This window comes from Stieleria tagensis (assembly GCF_024129865.1).
Classification (GTDB): Bacteria; Planctomycetota; Planctomycetia; order Pirellulales; family Pirellulaceae; genus Stieleria; species Stieleria tagensis.
In genome coordinates this window covers 56,537-74,400 of the sequence record NZ_JAMYFE010000048.1, presented here as the reverse complement: position 1 = coordinate 74,400, position 17,864 = coordinate 56,537, and the positions used below count along the sequence as shown (strand labels likewise).

Genomic DNA, 17,864 nt, shown 5'->3' with positions numbered 1-17,864 from the left:
CTGGCCTACTGGACTATCGCATCACTAAAGTAGGCCAGGTGCAACCTGGCGCGCGCATCACTAAAGTAGGCCAGGTGAAACCTGGCGCGCGCATCACTAAAGTAGGCCAGGTGAAACCTGGCGCGCGCATTTGCTAAAGTAGGCCAGGTGCAACCTGGCGCGCGCATTAACTACGCCAGCTTGCACCTGGCCTACTGGGGAGTTGTGATGTCGCATTACCGACGGAATTTCGTTCCGGGTGGAACCTACTTTTTCACATTGGTCACTTACGGGCGGCGTCCGATTTTGACGACCGCTCTCGGTCGACGTTGCCTGCGCGAATCCATTGCGGAACAACTCCACCACGCTCCCTTTCAACTATTTGCGATTTGTCTGCTGCCGGACCATGTCCATTCGGTTTGGATCATGCCGCCAGAAGATGCTGACTATCCGACCCGCATCCAAAAGATCAAGCGAGACTTCAGCTGTCGTTGGCTCGAAGCGGGTGGAACGGAAGCAACCGTCACGGTTGCGGAGAAGAAAGAAGGGCGCCGCGGGATCTGGCAACCACGGTATTGGGAGCACACTGTGGTTGACGAAACGGATCTTGAGCGATGTGTCGACTATCTCCACTGGAACCCGCGAAAACACAATCTCGTGCAGCGCGTTCGCGATTGGGAATTTTCGAGTTTCCATCGTTTTGTCGATGAAAAACAATATCACATCGACTGGGGCGGTACCGCTCCCAAATGCGTCAACAATCAAAAATACAATTGGGGCGAGTAGGCCAGGTGCAACCTGGCGCGCGCATCACATCAACCACCAAACAGAAAGGCGCCAGATTTCACCTGGCCTACTGGGCACCCGCATTGCTGCAGTAGGCCAGGTGCAACCTGGCGCCCGCATCGCATCAACAACCAAACGGTAGGCGCCAGGTTTCACCTGGCCTACTGGGTGATGGTGATTTGCACGGGCAGGTGATCGCTGGCGAAACGGCCTTGGTCGGTTTTGGGATCTAGGGTTGCCAGTTTCAGCACGTCGACGTTGCGGACAAAAATGTGATCGATGATGCGGTCCGGTGCGATGGCGCGAAAACCGTTCCAAGTGCTGGTCGGCCCGCTTGGTGGCGTCTGGCTGACTTTGCGGGCATCGGAAAACACGGCGGCCAGTGCTTCGTAGGGTCCAGATCCCGGCAAGCAGTTCAGGTCGCCCATCACCACCACTGGCATGTCTTGAGGTTGCGCGCCGATCCGCTTGGCCAACAATTCGCCACTGCCCAGTCGCGCCTTTGATCCACGATGATCGAAGTGCGTGTTGGCGACATAAATCGGTTGCTTGGTTTTCTGATTCCGCAGCAGGATCCAAGTGCAGGTCCTCGGCAGAGCCGCATCCCAACCTTTTTGTCCCACCACATCAGGCGTTTCGCTCAACCAAAAAGTGCCTTTGTCGATTGGTTCGAAACGATCTTTGCGGTAAAAGATCACCGCGTGTTCGCCGCCTTGCTTGCCGTCGTCTCGGCCGACCCCATAGGATCCGAAGGCTGACAGATTTTCGCGAAGCGTATCGAACTGGCCTTTGCGGACCTCCTGCATGCCAATGATGTCATTCTGTTTAGCGAATTCGGTCACCGCCTGGATTCGGTGCGTCCAAACGTCTTCGCCGTCGTTGTCATTGGCATAACGAATGTTAAACGTGGCAATTTTGAGGGTGTCGTCTTGAGCTGAAACACCAGTCACGACGGTCAGAAGCAGCAACGCGGTGAGGGAACGAACAAGCATTTTGAATCTCGCAGGAGGGATACAGTAGGCCAGGTGCAACCTGGCGGGGATTTCAGTCGGCCGGTGAGACCCAGCGGGGGCAGGGTGATCGTTTGGAACATTGTAGTGAGTTGGAATGCTGGGTTTCACCTGGCCTGCTGTGAACCTGTGGGAGGGGTGAGTTGTCTGGATGGCCAGTTTCTGAACCTTGTTTTCTAGGCTGTGTTTTACTGCTTCGGTAACGTCCATGTTGCGAGATTATTTGCGATTGCCGCTTCCGGTGCGGATCCTGTGTCTGGGGTCGCTGGTCAATCGCGCCGGTTCGTTTGTCGTCATCTTCTTGGCGATCTATGCGAGTGAAAAACTGGGGTTTGGGGTTCCCTTTGCGACCGCCTGTATCGGCGTGCTCGGCGTCGGTGGCATGCTAGGATCGGTGATCGGCGGCCATTTGGCTGATCAAATCGGTCGCCGCAGCGTGATGTTATTCGCTTTGTTCGGCGGCGCGGCGCTGTTGATTGTTTTAAGTCTTGTGACCAACCGTTGGCTGTTCATGTTGTCCGTTGGGGCATTTGCACTGGTGGCGGATTTGTATCGGCCTGCCGCCGCAGCGATGATCGCGGACTTGGTTTCGGTCGATCGCCGTTCGCATGCGTTTGCCCTGATGTACATCTCGGTGAACCTGGGGTTTGCGATCGCGCCCCCGGTCGGCGGATTGCTGGCCGGTTATTCGTTCGAGTGGCTGTTCTGGATCGATGCGATTTCAATGGCGGTCTACGGGATCATCATTGTGTTTGCGATCGCCGAGACTCGGCCCTCATCCAAGTCGCTGGGGATGCATCGTGCGGAGCCAGAGCAACCGTTGTGGGATTCCGTCGGCCGCATCGTGCGGGACACCCCGTTCATGCTGTTCTGTTTTGCGATGTTGATGATTTCACTGGTGTTTGTTCAGGGCATGTCAACGCTGCCGATCTACGTGCGGCAATCGGGTTACAGCAATTTTCAGTTCGGTTTGCTGATGTCGGTCAACGGCGTGCTGATTTTTCTGTTGCAACTACCACTGACGCATTGGCTGTCACGATTCCAAGCGATGACGGTCGTGGTGACCGGCGGTTTTTTGATCGCGTTGGGATTCGGATTGACGACGTTTCACAGCGGAATCGGCGGCAATGGTTTGCAATTTGCCTTCATCGCCTTGTGCATCGCGGTTTGGACGCTGGGAGAAATCCTGCAAGCTCCGTTCCAGCAAGCGATCGTGACCGAGATGGCACCGGATGATTTGCGCGGCCGTTACCTGGGTGTGTTCGGCATGGGCCATGGCTTGGCCCTGACGATCGGCGCACCGGTTGGTGGTGCAGTGCTGTACCGTTTCGGGGCGCCGGTGTTGTGGCTAGGTGCACTGCTGATTGCCGCGGCGGCGTCGGGACTGTTGTTACTGATCCACTGGACCGTGATGCGGCGGATCAAACCGGCCCCCGGCGACGCGGATGATTCCGTTGGATTAAGCTGCCGGGATGTTCCAAACCCAGCAATCACTGCCAGCTCTGCTTGATTCCAGCCATTACACCACTGCGGCTGCCTATGAGCGTGACGTCACCACGTTGCGCCGTGGCAGCTGGCAGTTGGTCGGCTGCACCTCGATGGCGCCTGACGACGGTGACTATTTTGCCATCGACCGACTCGGTGTACCGATTCTGGTTCGCAACGACGGCGGCCACTATTTCGCGTTTCACAACGTCTGTGCCCATCGCAGTTGCCGGCTGGCCAGCGGCAGTGGAAATTCAGCCCAAATCAAATGCCCCTATCATGGTTGGCAGTACGGGACCGATGGTCGAACGCGAAAGATTCCGGATGCCAAACAGTTTCCGAAATTCGATCGAGAGTCCTATCGCTTGGGCACCTTTCCGGTCCGTCAAATCGGCCAGCTGCTGCTGGTGCATCTGACCGAACCAGTCGAAATCGACAGCCGAAACGATGGCACCACCACGGTCGGCCAGACGATCAGTCAGTGGAACGATTGGTTGACGCGGCGTACCAGCAAGCAACGGTGGCGGCTGGTGATGAAACGAGACATCGACTACCGGTGCGACTGGAAAATCCCGATCGAAGGCTCGTTGGAAAGTTACCATTTGGACGAAGTTCACGCGGGGACGTTTGGCAGTGCGCCATCGGAGGCCGATTGCGAACACCACCTGGACGATGCAGGAACCGTGTTCGAAACCTCGGCCCGTGAATCAAGCTTTTTGGCGGATTTAGAAGCCCGGGTGCTGCGCGGGATCAGCGGCCAATTCGATCCGACCTATCGGCACCTACACGTGTTCCCCAATCTGATGGCGTCTCTGACAGACTCGTTTACGTTGGTCTACCAAACCTTTCCGACCGGGCTGCGTCAATCGCGGATGACGGTGTTCGGATTTGCCCGCCGCAGCGAACGTTGGGGTTGGGGCGGCCGCTACCTGGCGTGGTGGCTGGGCATCGCCGCAGCCCGCTTGGCCGGACGGGTCCTGGACGAAGACGCCGCGATCTTCCCCGAGGTCCAAGCCGGCCTGGATGCCGCCAGAACCCCGCGGATTTTCGCCCGCAGCGAAGAACGTCTGTACGCTTTTCAACAAGATTGGTTGAAACGACTAGACGAGCGAACCGGTGAAACGTCGCGCTAACAACACCGTCATTCAATCTCAGCGACACGCGACCACGCACCGGATTGGTGTAGGTCAGAATCGCTGGCGATTCCAACGGGAAGGGAACTGATGGAGCATCGGTGGCGGCAAATCGAAAGTTTGCTGCCAACTGGGCCAACCGGGGCTGCACGGCGGCATCGTCCTGCGCAAGACAGCGCGGTAGCCCGCTGGCGACCCATGCCAGGACAATGATGCCCCCCAAGAAATTTCCCATTCGCATTTCAGCAGCCCTTAAAAAACTTGACGCGCCCCAGGCAGGCTGCGACATTAGACAACTCATCTAAAATAACCTGGGCGGCCAATCATGGCGAGACGCATCGAGGGTGAATCCATTGTTTGCAACGCTTTTCCACCGATCGTCGCAAGCGCTGTGCGCGCTGTCGCTGCTGTGCATCGCCACCGCGGCCGCGGCACAGCAGCCCGATGCCGACGAGACCAGCAAGATCAAGGACCGGTTCACGGTACTGGCCGAGGGGCTGGAGATCCGTTCCAGCGACGGCGCCAACCACAAATTTGAACTGCAGTCCCCGCCGGCGCTCAGTTGGAGCAACCCGGCCCGCCAAACCGCCGCCGGGGCGATGTTCTTGTGGACGCTGAACGATCGTCCCCAGGTCGCGCTGTCGTTGTATCCCAGCAGCGAGACCATCATCGACTTGGAATTCCAATCGCTAAGCGAATCGTCGCTGACCGCACAAAGCAAAACGCAGGTCTTGTGGCAACCCAACGAAGCCGGGATTCAGTGGCTGGCGGTTGATGGCGCCGCCGCACCGGCCAAGACACCGTTTCAGCGTCTACGCCAAATGCGCACACTGGCCCGCCAGTTCACTGCCCGACTGGTACCGCCGAACAAGAACCCGATGCCGCTGCGATTGCTGGACACCCCGGTGCACCGGTCTGATTTTTCCAAGTCACAAATCGACGTGCAGCAACCGCTGATCGATGCGGCCGTGTTCACCTTTGTGCAGGGGACCGACCCCGAGGTAATCCTGTTGATCGAAGCGTTCGCCGAGGACGATCAACAGAAGTGGCGCTATGCAGTCGCCCGGACGACCATTGTGCCACTGGAGGTCTACCGGCACGAAAAACTGGTCTGGACGACCGGTTCCCAGTGGGCGGTGCACCGAATTGACACACCCTATCACGTCTACAAATCATTTAACGAAGAGACCCAAAAATAATCACTTGACATTTATAGACTCAATGTCTAAATTGAAATGGTCGAGGATAAGAAAGCGGTGCCGGGGTTGACTGGTGTCGAGACGTGGTTCCGGGGCGGAAGAGCAGATCAATGAACAAGATTGCAGTCCTCCTAACGACTCTGCTGATGAGCATGGTGATGCTGCCCGAGCGATCGGTTGCGGATTCCGGCGGTGATGAATTGTCGCGTTGGATCGATCAGCGAGGCCGTCAGGTATGGGGCGACCCGCCGTCGGCTTGTGACGACCTGACGTTCGTCCGTCGCGTGTATCTGGATTTGGTCGGCCGCGTGCCCAGTGTCGCGGAGATCCGTGATTTCCAGAAACTGGGCGATGACCGCCGCGAGTTGTTGGTCGGCGAGTTGGTCTTCGGCGAAGGTCCGCGGCGAGAGACGTACACTCGGCTGTCGGCGGCCAGTTTGGCCCGTCATTGGCGGCGTGTGTTGTTGCCCCCGGGAACCGTCACCCTGGGTCCGGCGCAGACGCTCGAGACTTGGTTGACCGAACAGTTCAAGCAAGGCGTTCCCTATGACGAAATGATGCGCGGCTTGGCGCAAATTCAATCGCCTCAATCGGCCGGCAACTATTTTCAGTTGCTAGGCGGCACCCCGGAAAACTATGCGGGAAACTTGTCTCGCGTGATGCTAGGCGTGCGAATCGACTGCGCACAGTGCCACGACCATCCCTTCACCGACTGGAAGCAGAGTGATTTTTGGGGGCTGGCTGCTTTTTACAGTGACCTGCCAGGAACCATTGCCAATCCAGACGCGTCGAAGCCGACGGGCAAGAGTGGTGAAATCCGCTACGAGGGCACCACCTACGCTGCGAAATTTTTGTGGCAAGAAGACGCTTTGCCGGATGCTTCGCGGACGCCGCGGGTACGGTTAGCGCGGTGGATGACGTCACCGGAGAATCCAAATTTTTCGGCCACGGCGGTGAATCGATTTTGGCAGCTACTGGTCGGCCACGGATTGTATTGGGATGTCGAAAACCTGGACTTGGCAACCAGCGACGAGCGGGCCTTTCTGGATGAACTGGGCGATCGGTTTGCCGAGGACGGATTCAATGTTCAACAACTGATCGCGGCGATTTGCAAATCGGACTGGTACGCCGCCCAGTCGATGCAAACCAACGACGACAACCCGTCGTTTCAACGCGAGTTAAAAGTGATCAGCCCGGAACAGGTGTTCGATTCGCTCGAGCAGTCGTTGCATTTGCCGATCAGCCGCATTGATCCTTCCGCGCCACGTTGGACCGGCGCTCGCACCCAGATGGTGAATCGGCTGGGCGAAGCGGTCGGCGCGACGCCGGAGGATTATGCGTCGGGGATACCGCAAGCATTGATGATGATGAACGGCAAAGTCACTGCGGATGCGATCGACCTGGATCGCAGCCGATTGTTGCGTGCCGTCGTCGAGTCGCCGTTCTTTGACGAAAACACTCGGATCGAAACCTTGTATCTGGCCGTGTTGACGCGTCAACCGACGGAAACAGAGATGGAATTATTGACCAAGTACTTGGATGAAAAACCCAACGCGATCACGCGTCGCCAAGCGTTCGGCGAGATTCTGTGGGCGCTCCTCAACAGCCCGGAGTTTGTGTTATGTCGATGAAACGAACTTTCCAGTCGTATTCACGTCGCGAAATGTTCCGCATCGCGGCAGCGTCGCTTGGCGGCATCAGTTGTTCGCCGTGGTTGCCTCGATTGGCACAGGCCGCCGGCGAGAAACGTCCGCCCAAGTCTTGTATTCTGCTGTGGATGGCCGGCGGGCCGAGCCAGTTGGAAACACTCGATCCCAAACCGGGGCATTCCAATGGCGGACCGACCAAAGCCATTTCGACGGCGGTCCCCGGGATCGAGCTCAGTCAAAACCTGCCGGGTCTGGCCAAGCAGATGAAGGACGTGGCGCTGGTGCGTTCGATGAAGACACGCGAAGGCGATCACGGCCGGGCGACGCAGTTGATGATGACCGGGTATCGACCGATGGGCGGCATGACGGATTACCCGGTGCTGGGGTCGATGGTTTCCCAGCGAATGAAACCGCCGGGATCTCCGTTGCCGGGATTTGTCTCGATCGCCCCATTTCGTTTGGCCAATCTGGGCTCGGGTTTCCTGGGCCCGGATCATTCGCCGCTGTTGGTTTCCGGGGCCAGTGATGATCCGAACACGCGAGCCAATTTGACGGTTGAAAACTTGGAGGTCGCCGGCGGTGACCCCGCGGCGCTCGGTGAGCGCCAAGCATTGCTGAACATTTTGCGCCAGGGTGCCCCTTCTGCCTCGTCTTCCGCTCTGAAGCATGCTTCGGTCTATGACCAAGCGATGCGGATGGTGGAAACGCGAGGCGAGGGGGCTTTTGAACTCGACGAGGAATCGACCGAACTGCGCGACGCCTATGGCCGCAATCGGTTCGGCCAGGGCTGTTTGCTGGCCCGTCGTTTGGTCGAGCGGGGTGTACCGTTTGTGGAAGTCACCTTGGATCGTACTGCCGAGGGGTCCTGGGATTCGCACCTGAATAACTTTCGCACCGTGTCGTCGATGTGCGAAACCTTGGACCCAGCCTGGTCGACGTTGCTGACCGATTTGCGTGATCGCGGCATGTTAGAATCGACAATGGTCGTCTGGATGGGAGAATTCGGTCGCACGCCGCGGATCAACCCGAACCGGGGACGGGACCATTTCCCCGATGCTTGGAGCGTCGCCTTGGCGGGCGGATCGATCCGCGGTGGTCAGGTCCACGGGGCGACCTCCAAAGACGGGATGGAAGTCGTCGATGCACCAACCAGCGCACCTGATTTGTATGCCACCATCTTGGAGGGACTGGGGATCGATTCTTCGTCCAGCAACGACATGGGTGATCGCCCGATTCCGATGATCGACGAAGGCGGAACTCCGATCCGGGAGTTGCTGGGATGAAATTGCGCGTGGCAGCCTGGAAACAATCCGCGTGGTCCCCATCCGGGACCCGAATTCAACGTGTTGTGCTAACGTTGCTGCTCGCTGCGCTGCTGCCGTCGGCTGCCGCCCGCGCCCAAACCGATGCGAAAAACGACGACCCCAATAGCGGCTTGGGGCGGCACGACATGCTGTTGCTATTGCCCAACGGACCGCTGCATGTACGGGTGTATGTCGGCAACGCGGGCAAATCGTTGGAAGGATTGCGGCAGGAGTATTTGGATCGTTTGGTGACGACGCTGGACACTGACATGGACGGCCAGGTCAGTCGCGAAGAAACCGCGAACCACCCGCTGTTCAACACCACACGACGATTCCAGGGCAATAAATTCCTTAGCTCGCTGCGCAACAAACGACCGTTCAGTCAAAAAGAACTGGAACTGGCCGTGGATCGAGCCGCTGGCCAATTGGTCACCTATCGCCAGAACAACTCGCTGGCCGAACAAGATTTAAGTGTGTTCAACGTGTTGGACGAAAACCAAACCGGTTTGATCGAGCGGGCGGAAATGCGGTTGGCGGCGTCGCGAATTGCCCAGCGTGACAGTGATTTTGATCAGTGTGTCACCTTTGATGAATTTTTGTCCGAAGCGCCCGAGGTCATGGCCGGCGTCGTGGTCAACACGATTGATCAAGAACCGCCCGGTTCGGTGCATGCCGAACTATTGCGTGATGCGGCCGAGCCCATCTTGCCGGCACGCTTGGTGCGTCGTTACGACCGTGATCGTGATGCGCATTTAACCGCCCAGGAACTCGGCTGGTCGGACCAGCAGATGCAGACGCTCGACCGCGATGCCAACGGACGTTTAAGTGTGCAAGAGTTGTCCGGTATTGCGGCGGCCCGACCGGATTTAACGTTGCGAGTTGATTTAAGCGACAACTCGGGCAACGCGTTGCAGGTGGTCGATCATCACAGCGATGCGAACTTGACTGCCCAACAGGATCTGGTCCGACTCGGGCGCGACGCGATGACGCTAAGCGTCGCCTACCGTTACCGCGACCCGTTGGCGGAAGCAAAAAGCAATGCCTCGGCAGCCTTCAACGCCATCGACATCGACGCCAATGGCTACTTGGATCGCGACGAAATCGTCGAACACCAGCGGTTCGAACGCTACCTGTTTGATGCGATGGACAAAGACGGCGACGATCGGGTGTTTGCCAATGAAATGATGGACTATGTCGGTGAATACACCGAACCGGCGTCGACAACCTGTCAGGTGACTTTACTGGACACCGGCAACGGCTTCTTTCAAATGCTCGATCGCAACGCGGACGGACGCATTTCGATTCGTGAACTGCGAGGCTGCGAGCAAGTGCTGCAAGAAACCGCCGGCGACCAACCCGAAATCAATCCGTCGGCAATGGCAACCTCCTACCGGATTGAAATCAAACGTGGCGGTGTCAGCCTGTTCGGGCGTGTCGATCGCCCGACCGCTGACACCCCGACCGCCCTGATCGCGCCGCCCAGCGGACCGATGTGGTTCCAACGAATGGACCGCAATGGTGACGGCGACCTGACCTGGGATGAATTCCTAGGACCTCGCGAAATTTTCCACCAATTGGATCTCGACCAGGATGATCTGATTGACCGAACCGAAGCCTCTAACGCAGACAAGCTAGCCGGATGAGTACCACAACCGATACGAAATCAACGAACGATCCAGCGGCACCGTCCAGCAACGGCCAACTGCTTGATCAAGTCGAAAAGCTGCGTGAATCACGTCAGCGTCTGCGCCAGGAAGTCGGCAAGGTGATCGTCGGGCAACAGGACGTTGTCGATCTGTTGTTGCTAGGACTATTGTGTCGTGGACACGTGTTGTTACACGGTGTACCGGGGCTGGGCAAAACGCTGATGGCCCGCACACTCTCGGCGGCCTTGGATCTAAAATTCAAACGGGTTCAATTCACGCCCGACCTGATGCCATCGGACATCACCGGAACCGACGTCATCGAGGAACAGGAAGGTGGTGGCGGGCACCGCTTGAAATTCGTGCCCGGTCCGATCTTTACCAATTTCCTATTGGCCGACGAAGTCAACCGAACGCCACCGAAAACTCAAGCAGCGCTGCTGCAAGCGATGCAAGAGCATGAGGTTTCGATCGGCAACACGACCTACAAACTGGACCCGCCGTTTTTTGTGGTGGCCACCCAGAACCCGATCGAAATGGAAGGCACGTATCCGTTGCCCGAAGCCCAGGTGGATCGGTTCATGTTCAACATTCGAGTCCGCTATCCGACGATTCAAGAGGAAGCCGACATCATTCGTGGCACGACCGGCACCGATGTCAGCGTGCCCGACTCGGTACTCACCTCGGCCGACTTGTTGAAACTGCAGGAAATCGTGCGGAGCGTTCCGGTGTCGGATGACGTGGTGATGTACGCCGCGCGGCTGACCGCCGCGACACGCCCACAAACCAGCGGCAAACCGGGATCCGCAGATCGGAAACAACAAACGCTCGGGCAAGATGTCGAAATGGTTCGCAAGTACGTGACCTATGGCGCCAGCCCGCGGGCCGGCCAGTCGCTGGTGTTGGCTGGCAAAGCCCGCGCAGTGTTGGAAGGCCGCTACCACGTCGATTTCGCCGACATCGCCGCGCTGGCGCATCCGGTGTTGCGCCACCGGTTGGTGCTGAATTTTCATGGCCGCGCCGACAACATCGATTCCGACGATGTGATCGATGCGTTGCTCGCGGCGGTCAAGGAGGATGCCTAAGTGGTCGTCGCTGCCAAACCAACACCGCAGCACCCGCAATGGCTAAAGCCCGATGAATTGGCGCGGCTGAGCTCGATCGAATTGCGCGCCCGTGGTGTGGTCGAAGGTTTCCTACAGGGCCTGCACCGCAGCCCCTTCGTCGGCTACAGCGTTGAATTTTCGTCGCACCGCCGCTACGGGCCGGGCGATGATTTGCGCCATGTGAATTGGAAAGTGTTCGCGCGGCAGCGAAAACTGTATGTCAAAGAATTTGATGCCGAAACCAATTTGAATTTGTATTTGTTTGTCGATGCCAGTCGCTCGATGCAATGCAAGATCGACGGGGCGATGAGCAAGCATGACTACGCAGCGACTTTGGCCGCGGCGATGGCTTCGCTCGCGCTCAAGCAGCGTGACGCGGTCGGGCTGGGACTGTTCGACGATGGCGTCGCGCAGTATCTGGATCCCTCTGCCAAACCAGGTCGTTGGGAAGACTGTCTCAGCCTGTTGCAGACCAAGTGTGAATCCAAGGTCACTGCGCTTGCCAAGTCGCTCGAACAAGCCGCCGCACTGGCAAAGCACCGCGGGGTGGTGGTGATCCTGAGCGACTTGGTGGACGACGTCGAGGGGATCAAAAAAGGCTTGCAACAGTTGCGACACCGTGGACACGAGGTCGTCGTGTTTCACCTGCTGGACCCCTTTGAAAGGAATTTGGCCGAGAGCGGCCGCTACCGCGTGTTGGACATGGAGGGGCCGAACGAATTGACCACAAACATGGAAAGCATACGCAACGATTATTTGGAAAAGATCCGTCAGTGGTGTGAGCAGCTTGATGAAGCCTGTTTGTATCAGGGCGTGGATCGAATCGAATTGACGACCGACATGCCGCCGACCGCAGCGCTGGTCGATTACTTGGTCCGCCGAACAACATGAACTTTATTCAATCCGCATTTCTGCTCGGCGGCATCGCCGTCGCGATCCCAGTGCTGGTGCATTTGCTCAGCCGCTGGCAGGTGCAGCGCGTCGAATTAGGAACGATGCGTTTTTTGCAGGAGGTGATGCAGGACGGGGCGCAGCGTCGCAAGATTCGGCGTTGGCTGTTGCTGATGACTCGTATGGCAGCGGTCGCCGCACTGGTGCTGTTGTTCGCCCGCCCCTATCTGCCGGAAACCATGCGGCGTGACGGCGATCGGATGCGATTGATGTTGATCGATCGCTCGGCCAGCATGGGCATGCCGGGCCAGAATGGTCGCTTGATCGACGATGCGATCGCTCAGGCGACAGAGATCGCCGGTCAGTTGGGAACCGATGCCAACATCGTCTGGGCTTGGTTTGATAGCAGCGTCCATCCATTCGAAGCCGTCCCAGGGCGTGTCACGGCCCCACGCAGCGTGGTCGGCAACACCAACTATTTGGCAGCGCTCAGTTGGGCCCGTGATCGTGCCGCCGCAGATCCTGACACTCTGGCCGACGTGGTGCTGGTCTCGGACCTCCAGCAATCCGGGTTGGCGTCGGATGCCTTGGAAACCGCTGCCCTGCAGATGCCCAGTAGCGTTCCGGTCCGAGTCGTTGATGTCGGCCGCCCCGCCGCGAACAATCTGGCGTTGTTGTCTGTCACGACCGCCGGCAAACGGATCCCACCGGATCGCAAGGTGGTCGCCGATGTCACGCTGTTCAACTACGGCACCTTGCCAATGGAAGAGGTGCCGATGACGGCAACGGCAAACAACGGCCATCGTTCGGTGCGATTGAAAAAGTCGATCAACATTCCCGGCGGGCAAGCCCAAGAGGTCTCGTTCGAATTTGGCAAATTGGAACCCGGTACCTGGCAGGTCACGATGGCGTTGGACGTCGAGGATGATTTAGCGGTCGACAACCGGCGGATGACCGCTTTTGAAGTCACCGCGGCGGCTCCCGTATTGGTTTTAGACGGTGGTGCAGAAAGCCAGGCGGCGACCGGTGAGAGTTTTTATCTGGCTGCGGCGCTTCGCCAATCCAATCGCGTGGCAGCCAGCATCGCCGTCGACGCAGAATCCTCTCAAACGTCTAGCGGATTGTTTCAACCGCAAGTGATCTATTTGTATGACGGCACGTTGCCGCCGATCCGGCCCGGACAAACGGCATTGGTGGTGGTCACTGACAGCGGTTCGCTATCAGCGGCGATGATCGATCAAATCGCCGACTATGTTTCCGCAGGCGGAAAACTGTTGGTGTTTGCCGGTGACGGTGCCACCGACCAGTTGACCGCGGCGGCAGTGGCGAATGACAATTGGCAGGAAAGTGGGCTTGCGCCGGGAACGCTCGGTTCCCCCAAACGCAGCGGCGCGATGCCGTTTCGGATCACGTCGCTGGACGACAAAGATGCAATGCTGCTGCCGTTCGGCGATCCGCAACAGGGTGACCTAGGTCGACTCGCTTTTGAACAAATTCTGCCGGTCCAACCCGACCCGACGACGCGGGTGCTGGCTTGGTTTGAACAGCAACAACCGGCGCTGACCAGCCACGCCCTTGGCCGCGGTCAGGTGGTCTGGTTTCTGTCGAGCGCGGATTCCAGCTGGAGCAATTGGCCGACCAGTCCGCTGTACTTGCCGCTGGTGCATCAGATGGCCGCGGATCTGTTGAATTTGACCGGTGAGGGCAAGGTGCGGTTTCGTGATGTCGGTGCCCAGCGCCCGACCATCGCTTCCGCGGCACAGCCGCCGGTCACGACCGTTTCGGCACGTGGATCAACCAACGCCGCGGCGGAAATCAATTTTGATCGACTTGGTTTTGAACAGACCGACCAAGCCCTGTATGTGGTCAACGCGGCATCCAAGGAATCAGATCCGACACGTCTGCCGGTCGATCAATTCGCCGAACACTTTCAAATCACGCTGGCCGACGACAACAACGACCAGGTTGCCGCGACGGTTCAGGGTGAACATCGACATGAACTTTGGCCCTGGCTGGCAGCCGCGGCAGTTGTTTTGCTGACAGCCGAATTTACACTTGCCAATCGGACGACCGCATGAACGCCCCAGACGTTGCCTTTCAAGTGGCCCGGCAATTCGCCGCGCTCCGCCGACGTTACCTGTCGGTTCGCATCGCGACCATGCTGTTGTTGGCCGTTGGTTTTCTGCTGTCGGTCTGGGTGTTGCTGACCGCGATCGATTATCACTGGGAATGGTCCCAGCGAACTCGGGTCACTCTCGTGCTCACCACCCTCATCGCCACCACATTGGTCTTGATATGGCGGTTGGTGGTCGTCGTGGGTCAAACTCGGCGAAGAACCTTTGCCGGCGTTTTGGAACGCTCGTTTGAAGATTTCGGCCAGCGAATTCGCACGGTGCTGGACACCGTTGATGGACGTGTCCAAGGCCCGCAAGAAATGTTGACGGCGCTGGGCAACCAAACCATGGGGCGTTGGGAATCGGTTTCGCCGACACGATTGGTGCCGCGTCGGGCGCTGTGGGTCAGCGCGATCGCCACCGGTCTGTTGGCAATTGTGGTGATCGGACTGTTTGCCGCGGCGGGCGATTGGCGTTCCGCGTTGGCCCGGGCTCTCGGCCGCGACCTGCCCTACACGCAATTAGAAGTGACCCCCGGCAACGTGCGGTTACTGGAGGGAACGCCGGTTGCCGTTTCCTTGGATTTGATTGGGCGAACGAACCGTGATGTCACGTTTCGTTACCGTGAAATGCGAACTCAAACGCAGACCAACGAGACAACCGAGACAGCGTCGGAACCGACCTGGATCGAAAGCGAACTGCTGCCGGATGACGCCGACAAACGCGACACAGAAACAGCAACGTCCGCGGACGATTCAAGACGCAAGTCATTTTCGACGCGGTTGGGCAAAGCCACTTGGCCGATCGAATACCAGTTCATTTCGGCGGGGCAGTCGACGCCGATTCATCGCATCGAGATCCAGCCGCTGATCGAAGTCGAGCGAATTGAGATTTCGGTCCAACCGCCGGAATACACCGGACTGGGACAGCGTTCGTTTTCCAAGTCGGACCTGACTGTTCTGGAACAGTCCGACGTGTCGGTGACGATCGAATTGAACCATCCCTTGAAGACAGCGGTTTTAGAAACCGGGGCCAAACAATCACAATTGAAACCGGTTTCGATTTCGGCCGGAACCGATCGCACACGGTGGACGTTTCACCTGCCCGCTGACAACACGCTACGCTGGCGCTTCAGCGGCGACGGCAACGATGGAACGCCGATGAAAGCGGTCACAGGGCGTTTAGGAATTCGCCGCGATGCGGCGCCAACGATTCGCTGGCGTGAACCGAGTGACGAGATCAAGGTGCATACCCTGGCCGAAGTCCCGCTGGCCGTCCAGATCGCGGACGACTACGGATTGATCGAATCCGGTGTCGCGTTCCAGTTAGGTGGCGATGACGAATACGTTCTCACCGAATGGAAACGGGATTCAGAGGATCAATCCCAAAGCGAACCGGTGGCGGCGAAAACGCGATTGATGTTGGCCGAAATGTTGCCGTTGGAATCGTTCGCGTTGACCGAACGAGATTACATCGGTTACTACGCCTATGCCATCGACAATCGGCCTTGGGGCAGCCACCGCACCGAATCCGATGTGCGGTACATCGACATTCGACCGTTGCGACAGTTCTATCAAGAAATTGACCCGATGCAGCCCAACGGCGGCGGGGGCGGCGTGATCGTTCAGTTGGATGAAATCATTCGCCGTGAACGGTTTGTGATCAACCGGACTCGCAAACTGATTCGTGGTGGTGCCGACATCGCAGCCCAATTGGGTACCATCGATCGGCTGGTTAAAAACCAAAGTGAGCTGGCGGATTTGACTCGCTTCTTAGCCGAGTTCTTCATCTCGCGTGGTAACGATGACGTCGAAGCTCTCAGCCAAGCCGAAGCGGCGATGCTGCAGGCGGCCGACTCATTGGCCGCGGGGTCGTTGGATCTGTCGATGGTTCAACAGCAGGATGCTCTGCGGGCACTGGCCGAAGCCAGACAGACATTAGAGATAGCATTGACCAAACGGATGACCGCAGCCCAGCGCCAAGCACTGCGGCGGATGGCCAGGCAACTGCGACAGAAACTGCGCCGCGATCGTCCCGAAACCGAGCGTGAATTGGCCGATTCCCTGAAGCAGATCGCTTCCCAACAACGACGCGTGGCATCGCAGGCGCAGATGCTGGCAACCGCTGCCGGACAGCCCTCGACACAGCCAACCTCGATGACCGCTAAAACATCGGCGTCGGGCGCTCAGCCGACCGGATCAGCTGGCAATGCAACCGAACCAGCGGAGTCCGATTCGTCTGACACTCAGGCCCCCGAAAGCCAAAGTCCCGAGAGCCAGCCAGCCGCAGGGCAGCCCTCCGAAAGCGAATCCGCCGACACCCCCGATCCAGAGGGCGAAAACGAGGATTCTGATGAAGTTGATTCGAAAGACAAATTATTTGAACAGCAGATCGATTTGTTGGAACGTCTGGAGGCGATCCGCGATCAATTGGCCGAGCGAATGGAGCAGTCCGAATTGCTCAGCCGGCGAATGGACGAAGCCCAAACGGCGATGGACGATCTGGCCTCCCAGGCTCGCCAGGGTGAATTCGAGCGAATGTCAAAAGACGGTCGCTCTGCCAGCGATGCTTTGAATGAACTGAGTCTACAGCTAGAAGCGATTTCAGCAGCCGAACCGATCGCGCGTGTTTCCTCATTGCGTGATCTGACCAACGGCATGGCCGCGATGGAACATCAGGCATCCGGCGCCATGCGACCAGACGACCCCCGTTCCAATTCCAACGGTGGCCAGACAGGTCAGCCGAATGCCGCCGACGACCAACAACTGCTACAGCGGCTTGCCGGTCGCATGTCCGCTCGCAGCGAAACGCTCCGCGAAGTGATTCGTACGCAAGCCGACATCGGTGACATTGAAATGAGCGAAGTCAACGATCGCTTGCAAACCTTTGCCGAAGAGTCCGCTTTTCTGGATCAGTTGGAAGCGACTCAGTCCGCATCCTCGGACATGCAAAGCGAAACGTTTGAGAAAAACAACACGCAGTCCAAACAGGCGATGGAGCGCGCGGTCGACTACGCTCAAGCCGCGCAGCAACTCGAACGCATCTATCAACAATTGGTCACACCGCGGTTGGCACGACTGCGACAAATGGAACAGCGAGCCAGCAATTTGGCCAATCAGATGGGCGGCGGTGGCGGTGGAGAGAAAAAACAAGAGCCAGAATCAAAAGCCGAACTTGAACGTCTGAAGCAGGAACTGCAGGAGGAGAGCCTGCGAGAATTGGCCGAAATGCTCGAGGGTGGTGGGCAACAGGTGGCCAGTCAACAGGAGGCCAGCCAACAAGAGGGCAGTGGTGATGCGAACATGGACATGCAGAACAGCGATGCGTCCGGTCCGATTTCGATCCAAAGCCGATCCTCGATCGGCACCCAGGTTCGTCTGGTCGCCGAAGAACTGCGAAAGCGAATTCAACAAGTGATTTTGCTGGAGATCGCCGCTGACCGCGACACACCGATTCCGGGTGAGTACCGGCAAGCAGTGGATGGGTACTTCCGAACGCTAGCAGCCGAGGACGAAGTTTTGCCGTCAGAATCGGTCGACAGCGACGCTGGAGGCACCCTGTAATG

The 17,864-nt window shown here is 58.2% G+C and carries 12 protein-coding genes; 11 read left to right on the top strand and 1 reads right to left on the bottom strand.

Features of this window, described 5'->3' with window-relative positions:
• The first annotated feature begins 207 nt into the window (after positions 1-207).
• A complete protein-coding gene (locus tag NHH03_RS11870; RefSeq protein WP_253156288.1) occupies positions 208-765 on the top strand; it encodes an REP-associated tyrosine transposase in 558 nt (185 codons plus the stop codon).
• Positions 766-926: 161 nt separating this feature from the next.
• Here NHH03_RS11870 and NHH03_RS11865 read toward each other — a convergent pair whose 3' ends face one another.
• Positions 927-1,757, bottom strand: a complete 831-nt coding sequence (locus NHH03_RS11865) for an endonuclease/exonuclease/phosphatase family protein (RefSeq protein WP_253156286.1) — start codon at positions 1,755-1,757, stop codon at positions 927-929.
• A 226-nt stretch (positions 1,758-1,983) separates the two neighbouring features.
• Here NHH03_RS11865 and NHH03_RS11860 point away from each other — a divergent pair, with 226 nt between their 5' ends.
• The 10 genes from NHH03_RS11860 to NHH03_RS11815 all read left to right on the top strand — a co-directional run bounded on the left by NHH03_RS11860 (position 1,984) and on the right by NHH03_RS11815 (position 17,862).
• On the top strand, positions 1,984-3,285 hold the full coding sequence (locus NHH03_RS11860) for an MDR family MFS transporter (RefSeq protein ID WP_253156285.1): 1,302 nt from the start codon (positions 1,984-1,986) through the stop codon (positions 3,283-3,285).
• Positions 3,248-4,393: an aromatic ring-hydroxylating oxygenase subunit alpha gene (locus NHH03_RS11855; RefSeq protein WP_253156283.1), complete on the top strand. Its 1,146-nt coding sequence runs from the start codon at positions 3,248-3,250 to the stop codon at positions 4,391-4,393. The genes NHH03_RS11860 and NHH03_RS11855 overlap by 38 nt, the downstream gene beginning before the upstream one ends.
• Before the next feature lie 353 nt (positions 4,394-4,746).
• A complete protein-coding gene (locus NHH03_RS11850) occupies positions 4,747-5,592 on the top strand; it encodes a hypothetical protein (protein WP_253156281.1) in 846 nt (281 codons plus the stop codon).
• A 110-nt stretch (positions 5,593-5,702) separates the two neighbouring features.
• Positions 5,703-7,223: a DUF1549 domain-containing protein gene (locus NHH03_RS11845; protein WP_253156279.1), complete on the top strand. Its 1,521-nt coding sequence runs from the start codon at positions 5,703-5,705 to the stop codon at positions 7,221-7,223.
• Positions 7,220-8,524 carry a DUF1501 domain-containing protein gene (locus NHH03_RS11840; protein WP_253156277.1) on the top strand — a complete coding sequence of 435 codons (1,305 nt, stop codon included), beginning with the start codon at positions 7,220-7,222 and terminating at the stop codon, positions 8,522-8,524. The genes NHH03_RS11845 and NHH03_RS11840 overlap by 4 nt, the downstream gene beginning before the upstream one ends.
• 65 nt (positions 8,525-8,589) lie before the next feature.
• Entirely contained in the window at positions 8,590-10,188 is a 1,599-nt protein-coding gene (locus tag NHH03_RS11835; RefSeq protein ID WP_253156275.1) for an EF-hand domain-containing protein, read from the top strand.
• Positions 10,185-11,273 carry an AAA family ATPase gene (locus tag NHH03_RS11830; RefSeq protein ID WP_253156273.1) on the top strand — a complete coding sequence of 363 codons (1,089 nt, stop codon included), beginning with the start codon at positions 10,185-10,187 and terminating at the stop codon, positions 11,271-11,273. The genes NHH03_RS11835 and NHH03_RS11830 overlap by 4 nt, the downstream gene beginning before the upstream one ends.
• On the top strand, positions 11,274-12,185 hold the full coding sequence (locus tag NHH03_RS11825) for a DUF58 domain-containing protein (protein WP_253156271.1): 912 nt from the start codon (positions 11,274-11,276) through the stop codon (positions 12,183-12,185).
• On the top strand, positions 12,182-14,263 hold the full coding sequence (locus tag NHH03_RS11820; protein ID WP_253156269.1) for a BatA domain-containing protein: 2,082 nt from the start codon (positions 12,182-12,184) through the stop codon (positions 14,261-14,263). Before NHH03_RS11825 ends, NHH03_RS11820 begins: the two co-directional genes overlap by 4 nt.
• Positions 14,260-17,862 carry a DUF4175 family protein gene (locus NHH03_RS11815; RefSeq protein WP_253156267.1) on the top strand — a complete coding sequence of 1,201 codons (3,603 nt, stop codon included), beginning with the start codon at positions 14,260-14,262 and terminating at the stop codon, positions 17,860-17,862. Before NHH03_RS11820 ends, NHH03_RS11815 begins: the two co-directional genes overlap by 4 nt.
• Positions 17,863-17,864 lie beyond the last annotated feature (2 nt).

Bases quoted from the DNA above. Each gene is read 5' to 3' on its own strand.
- NHH03_RS11860 (WP_253156285.1), top strand. From the start codon at position 1,984: ATGTTGCGAGATTATTTGCGATTGCCGCTTCCGGTGCGGATCCTGTGT.
- NHH03_RS11870 (WP_253156288.1), top strand. From the start codon at position 208: ATGTCGCATTACCGACGGAATTTCGTTCCGGGTGGAACCTACTTTTTC.
- NHH03_RS11815 (WP_253156267.1), top strand. From the start codon at position 14,260: ATGAACGCCCCAGACGTTGCCTTTCAAGTGGCCCGGCAATTCGCCGCG.
- NHH03_RS11840 (WP_253156277.1), top strand. From the start codon at position 7,220: ATGAAACGAACTTTCCAGTCGTATTCACGTCGCGAAATGTTCCGCATC.
- NHH03_RS11830 (WP_253156273.1), top strand. From the start codon at position 10,185: ATGAGTACCACAACCGATACGAAATCAACGAACGATCCAGCGGCACCG.
- NHH03_RS11855 (WP_253156283.1), top strand. From the start codon at position 3,248: ATGTTCCAAACCCAGCAATCACTGCCAGCTCTGCTTGATTCCAGCCAT.
- NHH03_RS11845 (WP_253156279.1), top strand. From the start codon at position 5,703: ATGAACAAGATTGCAGTCCTCCTAACGACTCTGCTGATGAGCATGGTG.
- NHH03_RS11865 (WP_253156286.1), bottom strand. From the start codon at position 1,757: ATGCTTGTTCGTTCCCTCACCGCGTTGCTGCTTCTGACCGTCGTGACT.
- NHH03_RS11820 (WP_253156269.1), top strand. From the start codon at position 12,182: ATGAACTTTATTCAATCCGCATTTCTGCTCGGCGGCATCGCCGTCGCG.